Annotated in this window: 13 protein-coding genes and 2 pseudogenes; 7 read left to right on the top strand and 8 right to left on the bottom strand. The window is 35.6% G+C overall.

Annotation, left to right across the window (positions count from 1 at the left end):
- Positions 1 to 56: 56 nt before the first annotated feature.
- Together HF196_RS00855 and ispH are read right to left on the bottom strand one after the other, a co-directional pair.
- Positions 57 to 1340 (bottom strand): APC family permease, encoded by a 1284-nt coding sequence (locus tag HF196_RS00855; RefSeq protein WP_168455407.1) that lies wholly within the window; start codon positions 1338 to 1340, stop codon positions 57 to 59.
- 419 nt (positions 1341 to 1759) lie between these two features.
- Positions 1760 to 2689: a 4-hydroxy-3-methylbut-2-enyl diphosphate reductase gene (gene ispH, locus HF196_RS00850; RefSeq protein ID WP_168456231.1), complete on the bottom strand. Its 930-nt coding sequence runs from the start codon at positions 2687 to 2689 to the stop codon at positions 1760 to 1762.
- A 20-nt stretch (positions 2690 to 2709) separates the two neighbouring features.
- On the opposite strand from ispH, the gene HF196_RS00845 reads away from it, so the two are divergent.
- Complete coding sequence (locus tag HF196_RS00845) at positions 2710 to 4500, top strand: peptidoglycan D,D-transpeptidase FtsI family protein (RefSeq protein WP_168455406.1); 1791 nt, start codon at positions 2710 to 2712, stop codon at positions 4498 to 4500.
- A gap of 3 nt (positions 4501 to 4503) precedes the next feature.
- Here the strand turns inward: HF196_RS00845 and HF196_RS00840 are convergent, their stop codons facing one another.
- Both HF196_RS00840 and elbB read right to left on the bottom strand, forming a co-directional pair.
- Positions 4504 to 4851, bottom strand: coding sequence for a hypothetical protein (locus tag HF196_RS00840; protein ID WP_168455405.1), 348 nt, complete (start codon positions 4849 to 4851; stop codon positions 4504 to 4506).
- A gap of 118 nt (positions 4852 to 4969) precedes the next feature.
- Entirely contained in the window at positions 4970 to 5683 is a 714-nt protein-coding gene (gene elbB / locus HF196_RS00835) for an isoprenoid biosynthesis glyoxalase ElbB (protein ID WP_246198567.1), read from the bottom strand.
- 131 nt (positions 5684 to 5814) lie between these two features.
- Here elbB and HF196_RS00830 point away from each other — a divergent pair, with 131 nt between their 5' ends.
- Complete coding sequence (locus HF196_RS00830) at positions 5815 to 6822, top strand: hypothetical protein (protein ID WP_168455404.1); 1008 nt, start codon at positions 5815 to 5817, stop codon at positions 6820 to 6822.
- A gap of 1422 nt (positions 6823 to 8244) precedes the next feature.
- On the opposite strand, the gene HF196_RS00820 is transcribed toward HF196_RS00830, so the two are convergent.
- Entirely contained in the window at positions 8245 to 11343 is a 3099-nt protein-coding gene (locus tag HF196_RS00820) for a phosphoribosylformylglycinamidine synthase subunit PurL (RefSeq protein ID WP_168455402.1), read from the bottom strand.
- Between the two features lie 654 nt (positions 11344 to 11997).
- Between HF196_RS00820 and HF196_RS00815 the strand changes: the two genes are divergently transcribed.
- From HF196_RS00815 to HF196_RS00800, 4 genes and pseudogenes are all read left to right on the top strand, one after another.
- Positions 11998 to 12873 (top strand): Rpn family recombination-promoting nuclease/putative transposase, encoded by an 876-nt coding sequence (locus tag HF196_RS00815; protein ID WP_168455401.1) that lies wholly within the window; start codon positions 11998 to 12000, stop codon positions 12871 to 12873.
- A 196-nt stretch (positions 12874 to 13069) separates the two neighbouring features.
- Positions 13070 to 13207 (top strand): hypothetical protein, encoded by a 138-nt coding sequence (locus HF196_RS00810; RefSeq protein ID WP_168455258.1) that lies wholly within the window; start codon positions 13070 to 13072, stop codon positions 13205 to 13207.
- Positions 13174 to 13950, top strand: a pseudogene (locus tag HF196_RS00805) (phage portal protein); the annotation flags it as partial. The gene HF196_RS00810 and the pseudogene HF196_RS00805, both read left to right, overlap by 34 nt.
- Positions 13951 to 13979: 29 nt before the next feature.
- Complete coding sequence (locus tag HF196_RS00800; RefSeq protein WP_168455400.1) at positions 13980 to 15887, top strand: ankyrin repeat domain-containing protein; 1908 nt, start codon at positions 13980 to 13982, stop codon at positions 15885 to 15887.
- A 140-nt stretch (positions 15888 to 16027) separates the two neighbouring features.
- Here the strand turns inward: HF196_RS00800 and HF196_RS00795 are convergent, their stop codons facing one another.
- From HF196_RS00795 to HF196_RS00785, 3 genes and pseudogenes are all read right to left on the bottom strand, one after another.
- Positions 16028 to 17020: an LD-carboxypeptidase gene (locus HF196_RS00795; RefSeq protein WP_168456229.1), complete on the bottom strand. Its 993-nt coding sequence runs from the start codon at positions 17018 to 17020 to the stop codon at positions 16028 to 16030.
- 8 nt (positions 17021 to 17028) lie between these two features.
- A pseudogene (gene lipB, locus HF196_RS00790) lies at positions 17029 to 17649 on the bottom strand (lipoyl(octanoyl) transferase LipB); the annotation flags it as partial.
- 231 nt (positions 17650 to 17880) lie between these two features.
- Positions 17881 to 18591: a class II aldolase/adducin family protein gene (locus HF196_RS00785; protein ID WP_168455398.1), complete on the bottom strand. Its 711-nt coding sequence runs from the start codon at positions 18589 to 18591 to the stop codon at positions 17881 to 17883.
- Positions 18592 to 18866: 275 nt separating this feature from the next.
- Here HF196_RS00785 and HF196_RS00780 point away from each other — a divergent pair, with 275 nt between their 5' ends.
- On the top strand, positions 18867 to 19487 hold the full coding sequence (locus HF196_RS00780; RefSeq protein ID WP_168456228.1) for a DEAD/DEAH box helicase family protein: 621 nt from the start codon (positions 18867 to 18869) through the stop codon (positions 19485 to 19487).

Below are 19487 nucleotides of genomic sequence, written 5' to 3'. Positions count from 1 at the left end.
GCAGTAGTATAACTTAACCCCAAGAGTTTTAACAAATGAAAAATTATGTCTTTAGGTTAAGCTTTTAGGAAGGTTGCTTTGTGGTACCAGAGTAAATAAATAAGTGTGCTGCTCAGGGGGAACAGACTTGACATGAGCAGTGTGCTTATAGGAGTCTCATATATTATCCAGCAACAAAAAAGCACAGCCACACTTCCGATCAAGAATTTGCAATAGGTTTTCTCTTGCACAGTAATCTTGAGAAAGGCAAAACTACACGCTAAATAGACAAATAAATATGAAACTACAGAAACATCAATTATTGAAGTTACTTGCTCAGCAAAATTTTTGTTTGATGTTAGAACAAGTAAAACTAATATCCCTAATGTATTGATTATCATTCCACAAAAAGGGGCATCATGCTTGTTTCTTTTAGCAAAAAGTTGTGGCATTAACTTATCTTTTGCAAGACCTAAAGCAACTTGTCCATCAGCCAAGAACCAAGCGTTTAGACTGCTTGTGGAAACGATAAAAGCAATAATGGAAACTATTAAATACCAACTACCAGGTAAAACTATTTTTATCGCATCAACATATGGTGCTTTTGAATTAGCTAGATGATTGCCATTTATCAATCCCATAATTGCAAGGTTATTAATAAAATATATGATAGCAACAGAGAACGTGCCAAGTACTATTGCTCTTGGTACTGTTTTGCTCGGATTCTCGACTGATCCTGCAGATGCTGTTACTGTTTCAAGCCCGATAAAGCACCATAAAGTGAGCAATGAAGAGCGAGCAAAAATTTGAGATATTGTGAGATTCGAAACTTCCTCGCTTACAATAAAGTTATTTCTATCGAAAAAAAATAGTGCTGCTATTGGTATTGCAAACAATATGGTGATTTTGATAATCATCAGTATAAGCTCAACGTGTCCTACGGTAGTTATCCCTCTTAAGTTTATTAGCATGATAGCTAAAATTAGTGTTATCTCTAAAAACAAACGTATATTTTGCATATCATTGTGAAAAAGTGGAGCTAAATAACCAATACTTGCAACTGTTACAGCTGTTGAACCAACCCATGAGCTTGCCCAATATGTCCAACCAACAAAAAAAGCTCCTGTAGAGCCAAAAGTATGCTTCACATAAACGTGAGGACCACCTGTTTCTGGAAATTTTGCACAGAGTAAGGCAAAAACCAAAGCGAGAGATATAGCACCGAATCCTGATATCACCCAGCTTATAAGGCTATAAGCGCCGTATGGTGCAAGGCTGATTGGAAGCATAAAAATTCCAGAACCAATCTGGCTACTAATCACTAAGGCAAGAACAGCCAAAAAACCTATTTTATTTGACACAATAACTTTTAATTCTATCTGAATAGGTTAACAATTTCTAACATCCATACAAGGGTTTCCGCTGTCTAGTAGTGGGCTTATGTCATGGGAGAAAATTTTTTCACTCTAACGAAAAAAATTACTTGCATATACTAAAAATCTCATTACACTAGTGCCAGAGATATTTATAGAGCTCGAAATCTATCTCCGTTTGCAGGCTTTTCTATTAAATAATTAAATTCGGTAAAAAATATATTCGCAAATAGTGTACAAATACAACTTAATTTCTGTCGTATGTGCGTTGCATTTTTTCTAAGTCTTTTTCATGCAGGAGGTTTTATGTCTAGAATTCCTGATACTTGACTTTTGCTCCTAAGCTAAAAATCATCTGGCGCCAATGGTTTTTTGCACCTTCCATTCATTTCAAGCTTGGTTGTATTTTAAACTAAATTAGGTACTTTAAACTGGACGTTTTCAGTAATGCCACCTAGCATAACTGAGACTTTTACGTTCATATCTGCTTTTAGGTAGTTTATTAATTCATCAACCAATATATCAGGAGCAGAAGCACCTGCAGTAATTCCTATTTTCTTTACGCCCTGCAACCAGCTTTTGCTTATACATCCATAATGATCAATCAAGTATGCTTTTTTTCCTCTTGCAGTACACAGATCTAATAAGCGGTTTGAATTCGAACTATTTTTGCTTCCCACAATTAATACTATGTCTACAATTTCAGTTAGTTTTTTGACAGCGTTCTGCCTGTTCTGCGTTGCATAACATATATCTTTTAAATCAGGACCTGTAATGCTTGGAAATCTGCGCTTCAGGGCAGCAATAATTTCGCGAGTATCATCAACGCTTAATGTGGTTTGCGTGACGTAAGATAAATTTTCTGGATCTTTAACTTTTAAATCGTGTACATCCTCTAAGGTTTGCACTAAAGTAATAGGATTGTCCACTCTTCCTCTAATTCCCTTAATTTCTGGATGATTTTCATGTCCAATCAGAATTAATTCTTTACCATTATTCTCATACCTTTTTGCTTCTTTGTGCACTTTGCTAACTAGAGGACATGTTGCATCAATTACTTGAATACCCTTTCTTTTTGCCTTTTCTTCTATGCTTTTTGACACTCCGTGCGCACTAAAAATCAGTATTCCCTCATCATCTTTAATATCTTCAATACTGTTTACAAAAACCACTCCTTGTTTCTTAAAGTCCTCTACTATATATTTATTGTGGACGATTTCATGCAACACATAGACTTTGCGCTTATTTTTGTATTTTTCTAAAGTAATGGCTAATATGTCTACAGCTCTTTTAACTCCTGCGCAAAAACCACGTGGTTCAGCTAAGATAATTTCCATTTTTTTTAAATCAGATAAATATGCAAGCATTGCTTAAAAATAAGCTCCGCTCACTATATTTTATAGTACCATTGTTTATATTTTATATAATAATTATTTTTCGCATATTCTCCCTGACATTTGATCAGTCTAGTGCGCTAGAAGATTTAAAAAAGAGTACTAAAGCGTGTAGGCAACCTGACATTTTGGATAGGAATGGAGTGGTAATAGCAACAAATGTACCAACAACGTCATTATACATAGATTCAACCAAAGTAAAGAATCCGGAGAGTATAGCAGTACAACTCAGTTCTACTTTGGATGATCTTGAGTACGAAGATTTATATAAAATACTCACTTCGAAAAGGAAATTTGCCTGGATAAAAAGACATCTGACCCCAAAGGAGCTGCTGACAATAAAAAACGCTGGTGTGCCTGGAGTAAATTTTCATAACGACGTAAAGCGTATATATCCCCACAGCAATTTGTTTTCACATGTGCTTGGCTACACTGACATAGATGGCAACGGCATTGCAGGCATTGAAACTTATGTAAGTAGAAACAGACAGCCTTCTATCACTCAAATAACTAACACGCATCTACATGAAAGTTGCAACTTGAAAACATTTCCTGCACAACAATCTCCTATACAACAGACAATGTCATCCCAGTGCTTGACACTGGGATCCAGGTATGGAAACACTAATGAATTATGTGGTAAACAACAGACTCCAGAAACATATGTTAAAAATAATACTCACAATGAAATCGCACATAAAGCTGGATTTCAGTGTCACAGCACTGGAATGATACCAGATGGATGCGTTCAACTATCTTTAGACCTACGGGTACAAAGTGTGGTACATGAAGAACTAGCTAACGCTGTAAGCAAATTCCAGGCACTCGGTGGAGTGGGAATTGTGTTGAATGTGAAAAATAGTGAAATTATTGCAATGGTCAGTCTACCTGACTTCAATCCCAATCTACAGAATAAGGCGAAAGATACACAAAAGTTTAATCGCGCCAGTCTTGGGGTATACGAGATGGGATCAATATTTAAATTCTTTACAATCGCTGCAGCACTTGATGCAAACGTAGTAAAAACCAGTGATTTATATGACGTGTCAAAGCCAATCACTATTGGGGAATATAAAATCCGGGACCTTCACAAGTTCAAAACTCCTAAAATTACTGTACGAGACATATTTGTGCAATCATCGAACATTGGTGCAGCAAAAGTTGCGGCAAAACTAGGTATTGAGAAACAAGTAGAATACTTTAAAACTATGAAATTGTTTTCTCCTTTAAAAATAGAAATACCGGAAAAATCTGCACCGATAATTCCAAATAGATGGAGTGAAAGCACTTTAATAACAGCATCTTACGGTTATGGCATAGCTGTAACTCCTATGCACATTGCACAAACTGCTGCCGCACTGATCAACAATGGGATATTTCACAACGCAACTTTAGTGTTAAATAAAAGAAGTATCGGAGAGCAGATTGTTACCAGAAGCACTTCTAGAGAGATAAAAAAATTATTGCGTGCAACAGTAACAGATGGAACAGGTAGAAAGGCAAATATAAAAGCGTATTCGATAGGAGGTAAAACTGGATCAGCAGAAAAAGTTGTGAATGGTAAGTATAGCAAAGATTTAAACATAGCATCATTCATAGGGGTGCTAACTATACTTGATCCAAGATATATAGTACTAATTATTATTGATGAACCTCAGGGCATGTATCATACCGGGGGGATGATCGCTACACCTGTAGCCAGAAATATCATGAATAAAATAGCACCTATACTGAGTGTTACACCCGAGATGTAGAAATTAGTATTTCTTTATTAAGAGTCTAAGTTTATGATCTTGATTATTTCCATCAACACACAGAAGTCCATCTTTTGTTACGTTACAATTTTCAGGAGAAATATCAAAATCAACTTTTTTATCACTGTCATCCACGCTAAGGCAGATTCTCGGCTCGAAAAGATCCGTCACCCTCGCCTCAAATTTTTTTGCTGGCTTACCGTCCGAGGAAATCAAGTCAAACTTCCAGATATCCTTTGGTTCAATATTTCCTGTGTAATGATTACACCCATCACCTGTGCAATATGAACTGTCAATTGTATAACCCCCACTAGGAATATCCATGAGAAAACCCCACAAATCATCTGACATATAGAGTACCTTTACATTTGCTATTTAAAAATATGTACATTTTAAAGTATACTTAACTAGTATATACTCAAAAATACAAAGTTCAACAGTTAGTTGCGTGAGAAGTCTAAGTGATTGTCTAATTCTTCTTGTTGATTTTTTTTACCATGCCGTCAATCATGTGTTTTATTCCTTGATATACAGAGTACGTATTCTCGTCACTGCGCATATAGGCAGAACAGGAAAATACACTATGTTCTTCGTCTTCTATTGATAACCCTGTATCGCACTTTATGTGCTCACCACCGAGTTTTTCTATCAATTTTTCTCTGTCATCCCCTATCGTTACCTTGATTCTATTCTTTTCCTTACCAATTTTGTTACTTAAAATAAAAACAATTATTGCTGGAGATATACATATTGCTCCTATTGGCTTTTTTGCAACAAAAAATTCTGAAACTAGTCTTTCAAATTCAGGTATTACTGTTACCACATCTTTACCTTCGGCAAGGTCGGATAAATTTCTTGCAACTCCATATCCACCAGGTACAACTAGCATATTAAAATCTTCAGCTTTAGCTTCTTTTAGGTCATATATTTCACCCCTTGCAATTCTTGCTGCTTCTACAAGTACATTCCTTTTTTCTTCTACTGCTTCTTTTTTTGTTTTATGATTAATAACTTGCGTAACATTGATATCAGGCGCAAAGCATGTGACTTCAACTTCCTGCTGGTCAAGCACAAGCAGACTTAATACAGCCTCTCTTACTTCTGCACCGTCAAGATGACCACATCCTGATAAAACCACAGCAGCTTTTAAATTTTTCCCACCCATAAAATACCTTGATTTCATATAATCTAGGTATTGTAATACAAATTCTATGTTTGGGAAGGGATAATTATATTAATTGTTTTATATTAGTTATAACATAATTAACAATTAGTATGTATAATTAGGAATATTTATAATTGATGAAGTTGAATATGGCATCTACAAACAGTACGTTTTTTGACACTGACTACCCAGAACTAAGAAAAGCTATTTCAGATATAATAGAAAGCATTGCACAGTTCCCACAGGAAGAAAAAGGGAAGTTGTTTGAAGCCCTATCAGAACAAGTTAGAGAGATGAACCTCAAAGATTTAGGTTTAGCAATTAATGACCAAGGCTTGCAAAAGGAGGTAAATAAAGAATTATTTATAAAACTCATTGAAGAAGCACTTAAAGGGTTAACTTCTGAAAACGTTGACTCAAAAATAATAGAAGAGGCATTAAAATCTGTTAATCAGCAAGCAATAAGTAATGTTATAAATAATAATAAAGGTCCGCTGGACAATCTAGTCAATTATTTTAAATCAGCATCTGCAAATAAAAAAATTGGAATAGCTTCTACCGGAATAGTATTGGGAGTAGCATTTTCTCCGCTTATTGTGCTTGCTACATTAATAGCGCTTGTAGCTATTGGAGCGCGTTATGTAGGAATAGGTATAGGAAAGGCAGGGGAAAAAATAAAAGAAGGAGCGATTGAAGCAGGAAAAGCAGTAAAAAGTTCATATAAGGATTTAATAGATAAATTACCTGAGGTTCAAAGAAGAGAAAATAATTTTGAAAAGTTAATAAGTAATTTAATGGAAAAGAATCTTGAAGCTGATGAAGGAGAAAGAACAATGCTTAGTAATGAAATAAAAATAATAAAAATGCTTCAGAATCAAAAGCAACTAGCAGCCATAGGACAGTTAATAAGGGAAGATAAGGCTGGTCTTTTGCACAATCTTATGAGCAAGGGTACTAGTACTCATGAGGAAGACATGGAGAAACTTGTAGATTTTATGAGCGAAGTTCAACCTGCAATTATGGCCATTGGCGAAAATGACATAAAAGAGGTAGAGCGGAAAATTAATGAAAAAGCTCAGGAAATGAAGCCTAAATTTAAGTTAGATGATCCAAATTCTGAAAAAGCAGCAGACCCAGAAGAACACCTCAGCCCCTAACGGCTTGTTTGCCTTATTACAGCTATAGGGAAAACACAATTACTGACATTTTCCCTTAAGTTGACGCTATTGGGTGAACATAAGAAACCTCTTATTTTCGATTTTGCGTAAAAATGAAAATAAAGCTTTATCTATTTGTATAGATGAATATAAGAGACCTCTTATTTTCGATTCTGTATCAAAATGAAAATAAGACTTATCTTAATGGTGATAGACTTCTTGCATTATGGTCAAAGCTGTACAAACATTCTACTGAATAATGTCATCCGAGTAGCGGACATAGGGATCCATTCTTTTTTTTTACTGGATTAGGCGTCACGCGCTGGAATGACACCACTTTTACTTCAATATGCCTCTGGATGGATACAAATTTACTAAATGAAAAAAAGCAAAAAAACTCCGTGTTAGTGCGTAAAATTTGCTACCTAATATTAAAAACCGTAGACGCCTTTTGGTTTTCTATGTGTATTAACGCTTAAGCCTATAAAAGCTTAAGCTAACTGTAAGCGTAGTTTAGAACGTTGGACATAATAACCCTAATGTAAAGAAAGATTCAGAAAAAGTGCAAGGGCGTATGTGCACCTACACACCTTTGCTGGAATAAATACACTTTTTACTGAATTTAGTTATTTAATGAAAAGCCTGCAGACAAAGATAAATTTTTGAGCTCTAAAAATATCTCTGGCTATAATTATAATCAAGTTTTAAAAAATTTGTCCGTTTTTATATAAGGTCTAGTTTGAACATTCTTTAATTTTATAGTACTGATGAAAACTAACTACTGTAGCTTCAGAGATGTGAGCTCACTATCAGAAAACAGACTATGTGAAGAGCTTAATATGTTTTCTTTTTACTAGGTGGAATAGATATGTTGATACAAGTAAGCAGAGGCTTAGTGTTGATGCGTAAGAAAACTTAAAAGCTAAGTCTCTGATATATATTGACAAGCATTTGCCTGCGGAGAACTTATGTAGTAGTCCAACGTATACAATGGAACTATCAACAACTGATGCTATGATTAAGGTAATAAAATTTGTTATATGAAAGTCAAATTTAAATTTTAGTTTTTCAAAAACAATTGTACTTAAGGGAAGGGATACTAAAATTGCAGTGTACGAAGTCAATATCATCAAGCTGAAATTTTGCCATTTAAGAATACAACATAACATTACGCATATTACTAAACTGCATATGGTTTCCCTCTTACCGTAAAATTTAGTCATTAAATTTACAATTAAAGCAGCTCCCATAAATAAGGCAGCACATATCACTGACTTATTTGAAGTGTTGAGTAAAGAAATGCTAACAAACAGAAGAATTGATAAAATAGACATACACTACCTACCTAAAAGCAATAACATACATCTATTCTAAATAGACATTGCATGTAATAAAAGAATTATTTTACGTAATAAAAACATTTTATATTAGTGTGCCGTGATAACTTGTCCCTAAATCTTTCAGGTCTACTTTTAAGATATCCTTTATGTTTAGAGCTTTTTCCTCTGTCACTTTACCGAGATATGAGAAAACTATACCTTCAAACAATTCTTCAAACCTCTGCTGATTTTGTGGTGCAATAGTCACTAAAATTCTACTTTGTGATTCGGAAAACATTATTATCTTGTTTATCATATTTCTATTTTGTATTTTTCCTATCGACACCAGCGAAAGATCAATTTCAGCGCCGAGATCTCCTGCAATTAGTGATTTTGCTAGAGCAACAGCCAATCCTCCCAGATTTGGTGCAATTGCAGAGGCAATTATGCCATCTTTTATTGCAAGGCCGTAGCGCTCATACAACTTCTTGGCACTCTTTGCATCAACTTTTGGTACGTTGTTATTATCTATTCCACTGTATAATTGATATTCAGATCTACCAAGCTCGTTGTAGGTTGTACCGAGTACGTATATTAAATCCCCCGGCATTTTTACATCGAGCGATACTGCATTTTCAATATTTCCTATAATCCCAATTGCTGAGATAAGTAATGATGGCGGTGCAGAGATCATTACTTTCTCGCCATTTTCATCATATCCTTTGAAGTCATTAAACATACTGTCTTTTCCCGATATGAAAGGGGTTTTAAATGCAGTTGCAAAGTCATAACAAGCCTCTGCAGCTCTTTTTAGTTGCCACAGTCTTTCTGGATTGTATGCATCACACCAGCAAAAGTTGTCGAGCAACGCTAAGTGGTTTATATCTCCTCCTACAGCTACATAATTGCGTATTGCAATGTCGATTGCACATGCTGCCATATGGTAAGTGTCAATTTCTCCATAGCTTGAGCCAAACCCATGCGATTTTACAACCCCTTTGTTTGAGGAAAGAACTGGTCTTGAAATAACAGCTTCGCCACACACTCTTCCTTTGCCTTGCAGTGGTTTTAATACTGACGAACCCTGAACTTCATGGTCGTATTGCACCACTATGAACTCTTTGCTGCATATGTTTGGTCTGCTCAGCATTTCTTTTAATGTGATGGTGTCATTCCAGTGCTTGACACTGGAATCCATTTCATATTCAATTTTACCTCTAGATGAGTTTTGGCATAAAACATTTGTAGACTCTGCCTGTTGGATCCCAGTGCCAGCTACTTGGGTGACAGGAGAGAGTTCCGGGATAACAGCAGAATGGTTGGATTTTTCAGTCCATGGCTTTGTTTGTAAGTGCATTTTAGGGTTGCCATCATGAAGAAACTCAGTTTCCATATCCATTATTACTGTTCCTTTAGGGCATTCAACAACTGCTTTACCACTGTTGTTGAATTTTCCAATTACGCTTACTTCTACATCATGTTTTTTCATGATTTGCTTAAACGTAGGGAGATTTTCTTCTGGCACTGCTAAAGTCATTCTCTCTTGTGATTCTGATATCCATATTTCCCATGGAGCCATATCGTCGTTTTTAAGGAGAACCTTGCTCAAATCAACTTCAAATCCATCCTTGCCCATTTCGCCGATAGAAGATGAAAGCCCTCCCGCACCATTATCTGTTATTGCATTATAAAGACCAAGATCTCTTGCTTCTATGATGGCATTGGATAATTTTTTTTGCGTAATAGGGTCACCAATCTGCACGACTGTTGATGGGCTATTTCCTGACAACGCCTTTGAAGAAAATGTTGCGCCGTGAATACCGTCTCTTCCAACTCTTCCACCGATGACTACAATTTTATCTCCATTTTTAGGCTTTTTAATGTGTGAGGGTATGTTATTTATGTTGCGTGGAATAATTCCAACGCTTCCAGCAAATACCAACGGCCTGCCACAGAACCTATCATCAAAATATATCGATCCAAGTTGTGTTGGAATGCCAGAACAGTTACCGGCAACATTAACGCCATGAATCACTTCTTTCATTACATATTTTGGCGGTAAAATCTCATCAGTGCACTCCTTGTTCCTATAAAATTTACCTTTTGCTTTTTTGGCAAAGCAAAAGTAATAGGTGTTCATTATAGGCGCTGCACCCTTACCAAAACCCAATATATCGCGGTTAACTCCAAGTACTCCAGTCATAGCTCCACCGAATGGATCGAGAGCTGAAGGGCTATTGTGAGTTTCAACTTTATCTATAATCAAGTAATCATCGTCAAAAATTATTCCTCCTGCATTGTCGACAAAAACTGATACACATATGTCAGAATTTATCTCACGCGTTGCACGCTTAATGTAATGTGCATATAAGCCATCTTTTATTTCATCAATGGGAGAACAGAAGATGTTGTGCTTACAGTGTTCGGACCAGGTTTGTGCGAGGGACTCAAGTTCAATATCATATGGGTTTCTACCAAGTTTTTCGAAGTAATCCTTTATGGCCTTCATTGCTACTAGCGAGAGCCCTAAAGTGCCATTACCATCGATTCCATCTCTACTGATTTTTTCAAGTTCTTGGTCACTTACATTTAGGTCAACGGATTTTGCCCCATTACTACTTGGTGTCATTCCAGTATCCTTTGTCATCCCAGTGCCCAAGCACTGGGATCCATAGATTCCAGCGTCAAGCGCTGGAATGACACCAGGTGAAGTATTCGGTTCACTGTAATATTTCCAGTGGCAATTGCCATTTTCCTTATAGATAAGCATACAATATTCAGTAATAGGGTTGTATTCTTGTTTTATATCGTCTTCGGCTGGCATATTCCCTTTTCCCAAGATCAGTTTTGAATTTTTTGCTTTGATATAAATGTTTTCGTCAATATAGCCCCTGCTTATTAAATACTCTCTAACGATTTGCTTTGCTGTATTGCCTGTGTTATCGGTCATGCCAGGCAGAAAGCTTATTTCTAAACCCCACTTAGCTTGTGGTTCTATGAAATCATATTGAGCTTCTTCAAGGCTTTTATCATAAGAATAACAACGGCAGTCTTGTATGATTTTACTGTAGAATAACCCACAAATTTCTTCATATAATTTTTGTGGTAATTCTTTGCTGATGTAAATTGAGTAAACGTCAATCACTCTTCTGTCGCTAACTTCCTCATATTTATTTGCAACTTCTATTCTGATATTTGTCATGTAATGTTATAAAAGATTCTAATATATAATAACATAAGAAACTGTGAGCATATTTATATTTTGAGTGATTTTCAACCCAGTAGAAACGAAAAACATTTGACACCCCCCAAAAGTCCACTTATAATAGGGCTGAAGCTATTATTTATCTTCAGTCTGTGCAGATTAAATGAGAAAAAAACTTAGCATATTTGGCGTCTCATGTTTAATTTTTTGCACTATGTGCACCTTACGTCTTTTTAAAACTTCTGGTTTTTTACCTATACAAGCTGAAACGCGCTTATAAGTCGTTTAAGACATCAAAAACGCCAATATCATAAGATAGATAGTGAATAACTAGCTACTCGGGGTTTCTTTTGCTTTTTTTCTGCTTAGTGAGTTTCTTAAACGTTTATGGCTAAGGTTAAGCTGCATTAAAAAGCAGCTAAGTCGCACTTATTAAACGTTTAGGATAAAAAAACGCCAACATTTCGACACAAAAGTAAATAACTAGCCGCCACGAGGCTTCTTTTGCTTTTTTCTCCATTTGGTAAATTTTTTAATATGATTGCAATTCAAGATGAGGCTTGGGCTCGTAGACCAACACATCCAAAACAAAAAGATTGAATACTTTTACAGAATTGTGTATAATTATTAATATTTTTAAGCACTATAGTTGTGGCTTTTTCAAAATTTCTCGACCCTAAAAATGATGTAGCGTTTCGTCGTATCTTTGGTACTGAAAAGAATAAGGACATCCTCATTCATTTTCTCAATGATATCTTGGGCTTTACTGGCAAGGATGAAATAAAAGAAATAGAGTTTCTCAGCACTATTCAAGATGCTGAAATTGCCTCTAAAAAGCAGAGCATTGTTGATGTTCTCTGCAGAGATGAAAATGGGGTGCAAGTGATAGTCGAAATGCAGGTTGCTAAAACTAAAGGTTTTGAAAAACGTGCTCAATACTATGCTGCAAAAGCGTACTCAAGGCAGGCTAATAAAGGTGATCAATATGAAAACCTCAAAGAAATTATCTTCATTGCTATAGCAGATTGTATTCTATTCCCTGATAAGTCTGAGTATAAATCAAAACACACTATTCGGGATGAGGATACCAATGAACATGATCTAAAGGATTTTTATTTCACATTTATTGAACTGCCAAAATTTCCCAAGACGAAGGAAGATCAATTGGAGAGTATAGTCGAAAAATGGGTCTACTTCTTCAAATATGCGGAAGAAACTAGTGAAAGAGAGTTGGAAAGAATAATAGGAAGTGATGTAATCATCAAAAAAGCATATGAGGAGCTAAATAGATTTAACTGGTCAGAAAAAGAATTCATTGCCTACGAACAAGAGATCAAGCGTATTCGTGATGAGAAAGCTGTCCTCGCTCAAAAACTTGATGATGCTAGAGATGAAGGTAGACAAGAAGGAAAAATTGAAGTGGCTAAAAACCTACTTAAAGCAGGAGTTTCTATTGATATCATAGCCAAAACTACTGGTCTTCCTAGGGCTGAAATTGCACAACTCAAAGAAGAAGTCGCAAGTTAATCGCTTAGCTACCAATATATTTTGAAGTAAGCTGCCCACGGGATTTCTTTTGCCTTGTTTTTTGTTTGGTGAATTCCTCGATGTTTATAGCTAACATGAGCTGGATGGAAAAATGAAATGAGATCCCAGCGTCACGCGCTGGGATGACACCCTTTGATGAAAATAAGAAACCTCTTATTTTCGATTCTGCACAAAAATGAAAATAAGGCTTTATCTTTGCGTGGATGAAAATAAGAAACCTTCTTATTTTCGATTCTACACAAAAATGAAAACAAGACTTGATCTATTTGCGTGGATGAAAATAAGAAACCTTATATATATTGCTACACTGTAAATAATAACAGCTATGACTTGGGTTAATAAACTAACTGGCCGTTCAGTGGTGCTATTTAAAACCTTCAATCCTCTGAGTGATTGGTATGGTCTGTTGCCAATTGAGGCAGCTGCATACAGCATAGACCAGCATAATCAAGCTGGCGCTTGGAATCAGGCAATACTACAAAATGGGGCAAGGCCAAGTGGTGCAATAGTTATAAAATCAACGAAAGATGGAAGTAGTGGAAATTTAAGTCAAGGGCAGTACCAGCGTCTGAAAGAACAGATAAATGATCATTGCTCAGGTTCTGTCAATGCTGGAAGACCAATATTACTTGAAGGAGGTTTGGAATGGAAAGAAATGAGCCTGACACCTAGGGATATGGATTTTCCAAGCATAGCTCAGCCTGCGATATTGCGCTGGCTTTTGGCGTTCCACCGTAGTTGTTTGGCATACCAGGTGATAACACTTACAACAATTTAGTTGAAGCACGTCTTTCCCTTTTGGAACAGACGGTTTTGCCGACGCTGGGAAACATCGTCTGTCACCTAAATTCTTGGCTGACATCAAAATTTGGCGAGGATCTGTGTTTGTCGTATGATAAGGGTGCAATAGAAATTCTCATGAAAAAAAGGCAAAAGCTCTGGAAATACGTAGAAAATGCAAGCTTCATGACCCTCAACGAAACAAGGGAAGCTTTCGGTCTGCCGCCGCTGCCGGGTGGTAATAGTTGGGTTGACATTATTCCTTTTACATATTAAAATAAATTAATGAAATTGTGAAGTAAACCATGAATGAAATACAACAAAGGGAATTAAATAAACAGCTTTTTTATGCTCTCATGCAGGATAATGCAGAACAAGCTAAAAAGTTGGCGGAAGAAGGAGCAAATATATTTGGGGCAGTAAATGAAGGTGGAATGACTATCTTACATATAGCTACTTTTTATGGCCGAGAAGGAATGGTAGAACTGTTAATTAGAAACGGAGCAAATATTGATAAGGAAGATAATGAAGGACGTACTTCTTTGTATTTTGCTGTTATACAAGGCCAAGAAGAAATGGTAAAGCTGTTAGTTAGAAACGGAGCAGACATTCATAAGGAAGACAATGAAGAACATACTTCTTTGTATTTTGCTGTTATACAAGGCCAAGAAGAAATGGTAAAGCTGTTAGTTAGAAACGGAGCAGACATTCATAAGGAAGACAATGAAGGACATACTCTCTTATACAGAGCTATTGTGGGTGGTCAAGAAGGAATAGCAGAGCTGTTAATTAGAAACGGAGCGGATATTGATAAGAAAGATAATAAAGGAAGGACTCCTTTGCATAGGGTTACTGTTCAAGGCCAAGAAGAAATGGTAAAGCTGTTAGTTAGAAACGGAGCAAATATTGATAAGGAAGATAATGAAGGACGTACTTCTTTGTATTTTGCTGTTATACAAGGCCAAGAAGAAATGGTAAAGCTGTTAGTTAGAAACGGAGCAGACATTCATAAGGAAGACAATGAAGGACATACTCTCTTGTACAGAGCTGCTATAAGTGGTCAAGAAGGAATGGTAAAGCTGTTAATTAGAAACGGAGCGGATATTGATAAGGAAGACAATGAAGGACATACTCTCTTATACAGAGCTATTGTGGGTGGTCAAGAAGGAATAGCAGAGCTGTTAATTAGAAACGGAGCGGATATTGATAAGAAAGATAATAAAGGAAGGACTCCTTTGCATAGGGTTACTGTTCAAGGCCAAGAAGGAATGGTAAAGCTGTTAATTAGGAACGGAGCGGATATTAACAAAGAAGACAATGAAGGAATAACTTCTTTACTTTATGCTATCATCAACGGCCAAGAAGGAATGGTAAAGCTGTTAATTAGGAACGGAGCGGATGTTAATAAAGAAAATAACAAAGGAATGACTCTTTTGCATTTTGCTGCTTTGTATGGTCGGAAAGAGATAGTAAGGGCTTTAATTAAAAACGGAGCAAATATTAATGCAGAAAATTCGCTTGGTACTTCTTTAAATATGGCTATTGAACAAGGCCATATAGGCGTCGTTGAGCTGATAGTAAATCACATAGCAAAGTTAGAAATTGTCGGTTTATATGTAAGTGAAGAGAACTTACAAAGAAAAGATGAATTTATAAACACTTCAAACGAGAGGCGTAATAATTATTTACAGCACTTTCAAAACTGTCAGAGAGAAGCCAAAAAGATTGAAAAAGAAAATAAGCCACTGTATGACTTTTTAAGAGAAAGCAACATTGATAATCTAGTTAGTATATGGGAAAGAAATGAAAATGTACGCAGTAAGTTTGGTAACCAAGAAAGCTTACAACCAGAATATGCCCATATTTTAATTAATAAAGCTAATGAAGTAAAAAAAGAAATTTTTCTGCATAACCATAAACCATTAATTGATGCTTTATCATCACATTATAAATGTGATTTCAAAACTATGACATTTGCTGGTATACAAACCTTCTTTGCAGTTCATAGAAGTGATTTTAGAAAAGAACTGGGAAGTGGTGGCATAACTCTGATTAACTTTGTAGATTTTCAAGATATTAAGGAGAGACATATTCCTACATTAAAAGTACAGGCATTTGAAGAAGTGGTAAGAAATAATGCACCAAGTAGGAACCTTGACAACCCAAACGCTGAACAACCTCAAGGATTGTGGTCCTATTGTTCGATCCTTTAACTACTTAATTTACATAGGCTCGGCGGGCCTATGCTTGTATGCAGTTAGGCACTGCTACACCATTAGGCCTCTTGCATAAGGAATTTTTAAGAGAAACGCAACTGCAGAATACTTAGAAGGAGTGTAAACAAGTTTTGACACTAATCGGAAAGCAGGTTATGCAAGAGCTTTACATCCATAAAAAACAGACCTTTTTTCTCGTCTTGAATGTCGATGGTAGTGTGGGTATTAAAGGGTAGGGGATCGTTTGTATACCCATGGCCTATTCCTTGAATTGTGAACACCGGAAAGTTGACACTTTTTGCAAATCTCTCTTTTACAATTTCGATAAGATTATCGTTACCGGAATCAGTAAAGCTACCAAAAATCACCGCTTGCACTTCATCGAAAATATGAGCTTGTTTTAGGTGATCTAAACTGCGTTCCATTGCGTATGGATAAACTCTTATGTCTTCTAGAAATAAAATTTTGCCTTTTGCATTTACTTGCCAAGCAGTTCCTACGCTATTTTCAACTAAAGTCATATTACCACCAACAATCTTAGATTCTAATCTGCCATTTTTTAGCTTAATACCATTGTCGATGATTTTTAAGTTATCAAATCTAATAGAATCACGTTTGTTTAGAACTAACTCTTTTAATTTTTCAACAGAGCTCTCAGAAACGGAGTTATTTACTATCATTTCCAACATGGCACCGTGAAGAGTTTGCCAATCATATTTTGCTTGTAGGTAGATGTGCAAGGCAGTGATATCGCTATAGCCTATGAGAATTTTTTTATTTTGGGCAATTCTTTCTTTTTTATCATTTGACAATCTCTCTAGATAAGAAATTAACCGAGAAGCTCCTGTTCCTCCTCTAATGCACCAAATTATTTTGCTATCATCGGTTAAGGCGCTAATTAAATCATTTGCTCTGAATTCATCGGAGTTAGAGTAGAATGGATTATCGTTACTGTATATTTTCTCCTCAATATGGGGATAAAAACCCAAGGCTTCCACATATTCTTTTATGGTAGTTAGATCTGACTCTTTTCCCTTCGAAGAAGGAGCAATAATATCAACTTGATCAACTGCATAGACACCCGTGTTAATACACAAAACAAGGATGAAGTATAAAATGTAAATAATAATGGAGTGCATTAAAATATCTTATAAAACTCTTTTTTTAGTATGTCGTCCAATTCAGAAAGTGAAACTTCAACTCCTAGTTCTTTCATTGATGTAACACTATAATCTTTCAGCCCGCAAGGAATAATGCCTCTGTAGTGAGAAAGATCTGGAGAGACGTTAAGTGCTATGCCATGATAAGTTATCCATTTTCTTACACGAATGCCAAAAGCTGCTATTTTTTCTTCTATTCCATTGTTATTCACCCAAATGCCTATTCTATCTTCTTTGAATTCTCCAAATATATTGAAGTACTTCAAAACATTTATTATCCAATTACTGAGGTCTCTAATATATAGCCTTATATCGCATTTATTTCTTTTTCTGAGGTCCAACATTAAATATATAATGCGCTGCCCCGGGCCATGGTATGTGTATTTACCACCTCTACCTGTTTTATATATAGGAAATAATTTTTCAACAATGTCATCATCTGTTGCACTGATCCCTGCTGTGTAAAGTGGAGGGTGCTGGAGCAGCCATACCAGCTCATCAGATAAACTATCGTAAATTCTTTGAATTTTTGCTTCCATGAATTTTACAGCATGGTTATAATCGATAAACTGATTAGATACTAGCCATTCTGTCATGTTCTGTTTCTTTTCTTTTTAGTGTAGCAGTAAGTTCTTTTCCTGTCATCTCAGCATGTGACGTACATCTGCATGAATACTTGTTTTGCTAGGGCAATTCGCGCAACAAATAGCGGTATAGAATTAGTTGACACTGATGGTGGTGTAGGAATAGCGCTGGAATCCACAATCCTGTCATTATAGGCGGCTACTTGGCGACAAGAAGGGACATGTAGATATAATACAGAAAGTTTCTTATGACCTATTTTTAATTAATCTGATCCATGCGTGCCAATCTCTCTCACCAAGATTGCTTTCAAAAGACAAAAGATCCTTTACAGTTTTTGAACAAATTTCTTCACTTGGAATTGATAATTCCCTGTTCATCGCTAATGTTAAACATTGAGTCTTGCATGCTTGTTCCAAGTGATATGTATAAAACATTGCTTCCTGTATAGTCCTGCCACATGTTATAGATCCATGATTGCGCATCAACATCACAAAATTTCCTTTCAAGTCAGCTATTAATCTTTTTCCTTCCTCATTATCAAGCGCTAGGGAATTATAATCATGGTAAGATACCTTATTATAAAAGTGCAGTGCCCATTGATTTATTGGGAGTAGTCCATCTTTAAGAGAGGAAACTGCCACAATAGAGGGTGTATGAAGGTGAAAAATCGCTTGAATGTCTTTCCTTGCTTGATAAATAAAACCGTGAATTATATAGCCAGTTTTATTATATTGATATTCTTTTCCCTCAATTACATCTCCATCAAATGACACTTTCATTAATGAATTTTCACTTACTTCATTAAAGCGTATACCAAATGGATAAATATAAAAAGATTTCTGGTCTTCAGAACGCACTGAAAGGTGAGTGTATGTATGATCGTCTAGCTTAAGGTAAGACAAAATCTGATAAGCATAGGCTAGGTCCCTTTTTACCTTGCTCTTTGTTAACAACACAATTTTCAACTAGGATCTTCTAAAGATTTATACAAGAAAAGAGACTGATAGTAAACTCATACTTCTAGCTTGAAGCTAGGTAAACCAGGTAAAGGAGCTATTAATTCTTAGTAAATAATTTATTGTTATATAGTCTATGAGACTTGTATAAAATTTGTGTCTTTAAATTACATAATATCTTAACCGTAAAAATAATTTTTCTATGTAATGTTTCAAATGTTTTAAAGCTTAAGTTTCATGTTATTATGAATATAGATTTTAACATTATAAATAATATGATAAACGTTAATACAAAGAAACAGATAACAGGAGTTTTCGTATATATTATTGGCTTTTTAGGGAGTGGTAAGCTTTCTACAGCAATAGAATTATCTAACATGATAGATGCACTGATTGTAAACAGCAACTTATTTAACAACGCTCAAGTTCGCTCTGTATATGATAATATCTTTGAATATGATCAAATCCCTAAAGAAGTCCAAGATAGAATGTATAACATTGCACAAATTATGCTTCAGGCAATAGAAGCTTATCCAGTTCATTCAAAAAATTATATATTTATTGACGAATTAATGCAAAATAGTGACTACAACGTGAGAATGTACAATTCAGTGGCAGAGCTTAGCAGAAGAATGAATACAAAAATCCTTCCTGTAATGCTCAGGTGCGATCTACATACACTACAAAAACGCATTAAATTAAAAAGACAGAGGGAAAATAGGAGGGCAACTAACATAAGTGGCATTATAGAAAAATTCAGGACGCGTAATCTATTTATACCACCTAATGCCATGGAAATAGAAAATTCAAACATGAGTGTAAAGGAGGTAGCTGAGGAAATAAAACGTCAGATATACAGACTTAGTCAAATTGATAGAGTGTACGTAAAAGGGTAA

The organism is Wolbachia endosymbiont of Ctenocephalides felis wCfeJ (assembly GCF_012277315.1).
In the GTDB taxonomy this organism is placed as follows: Bacteria; Pseudomonadota; Alphaproteobacteria; order Rickettsiales; family Anaplasmataceae; genus Wolbachia.
Note: the sequence above shows the minus strand (reverse complement) of the source record. Positions and strands in the feature narration are given on the sequence as shown.